The sequence below is a fragment of the Geminicoccus harenae genome (assembly GCF_019800005.1).
In the GTDB taxonomy this organism is placed as follows: domain Bacteria; phylum Pseudomonadota; class Alphaproteobacteria; order Geminicoccales; family Geminicoccaceae; genus Geminicoccus; species Geminicoccus harenae.
Genome location: NZ_JABGCL010000196.1, coordinates 1 through 861 on the forward strand (window position 1 = coordinate 1; position 861 = coordinate 861).

Below are 861 nucleotides of genomic sequence, written 5' to 3' on the forward strand. Positions count from 1 at the left end.
CGTCACCCCGTTCCGCGGCCGCCGGGTGCGGACACCGGAACTGGAGCTGGAGCATCTGTCGGTGACGCTGGATGTGTCCCTGGGCGTGCTGTTCGCCCGGATGAAGCATAAAGAGCGCGCCTGCTACACCCAGGCCCTGATGCAGGACATGAAGACCCTGCAGAACCATCTGGTCGAGCTCTATGCCGGCGTGAGTGCCGAGGAGATCCCGTTCCGCTACCTGGCCTGGTGCTCGGATGCGCCCAAGGCCTGGAGCCTGGGCGGTGACCTCTGCACCTTCACGAACATGATCCGCGAGCGGGACGAGGCGGGGCTGCGCGCCTATGCCCATCTCGCCATCGACATCCTCCATGCCAACCTGGTCAGCCTGGACCTGCCGATCCTGACCGTGGCCCTGATCCAGGGCGATGCGATCGGCGGCGGCTTCGAGGCGATGCTCACCGACGACCTGGTGATCGCCGAGGAGGGCACCAAGTTCGGCCTGCCCGAGATCCTGTTCAACCTGTTCCCCGGCATGGGCGGCTACAGCTTCCTCAAGCGCAAGCTGGGCCCGGTGCTGGCCCGCCAGGTCCTGGAAGACGGGCAGTCGCGCTCGGCCGAGGAGGTCAAGGCGCTGGGCCTGGTCGACCTGGTCTGCCCGGAAGGGGAAGCCATGGCCACGTTTGTCCGCTTCATCGCGGACAATGGGCGCCGCTTCGACACCATGCTCACCCTCAAGCGGGTGCGCGAGCGGGCCGAGCCGTGCGACAAGCGCGAGCTGATGGACATCGTCGACCTGTGGGTCGACCTGGCCATGAAGCTCGACGAGCCCGCCCTGCGCCGCATGGACTGCCTGGCCCGCGTCCAGGAAAAGAAGCGGGC

1 protein-coding gene is annotated in these 861 nt (G+C 67.2%); it reads left to right on the forward strand.

Features of this window, described 5'->3' with window-relative positions; genetic code table 11:
- On the forward strand, positions 1 to 861 hold an 861-nt coding region (locus HLA95_RS27535), incomplete at both ends, for a crotonase/enoyl-CoA hydratase family protein (RefSeq protein ID WP_222185152.1).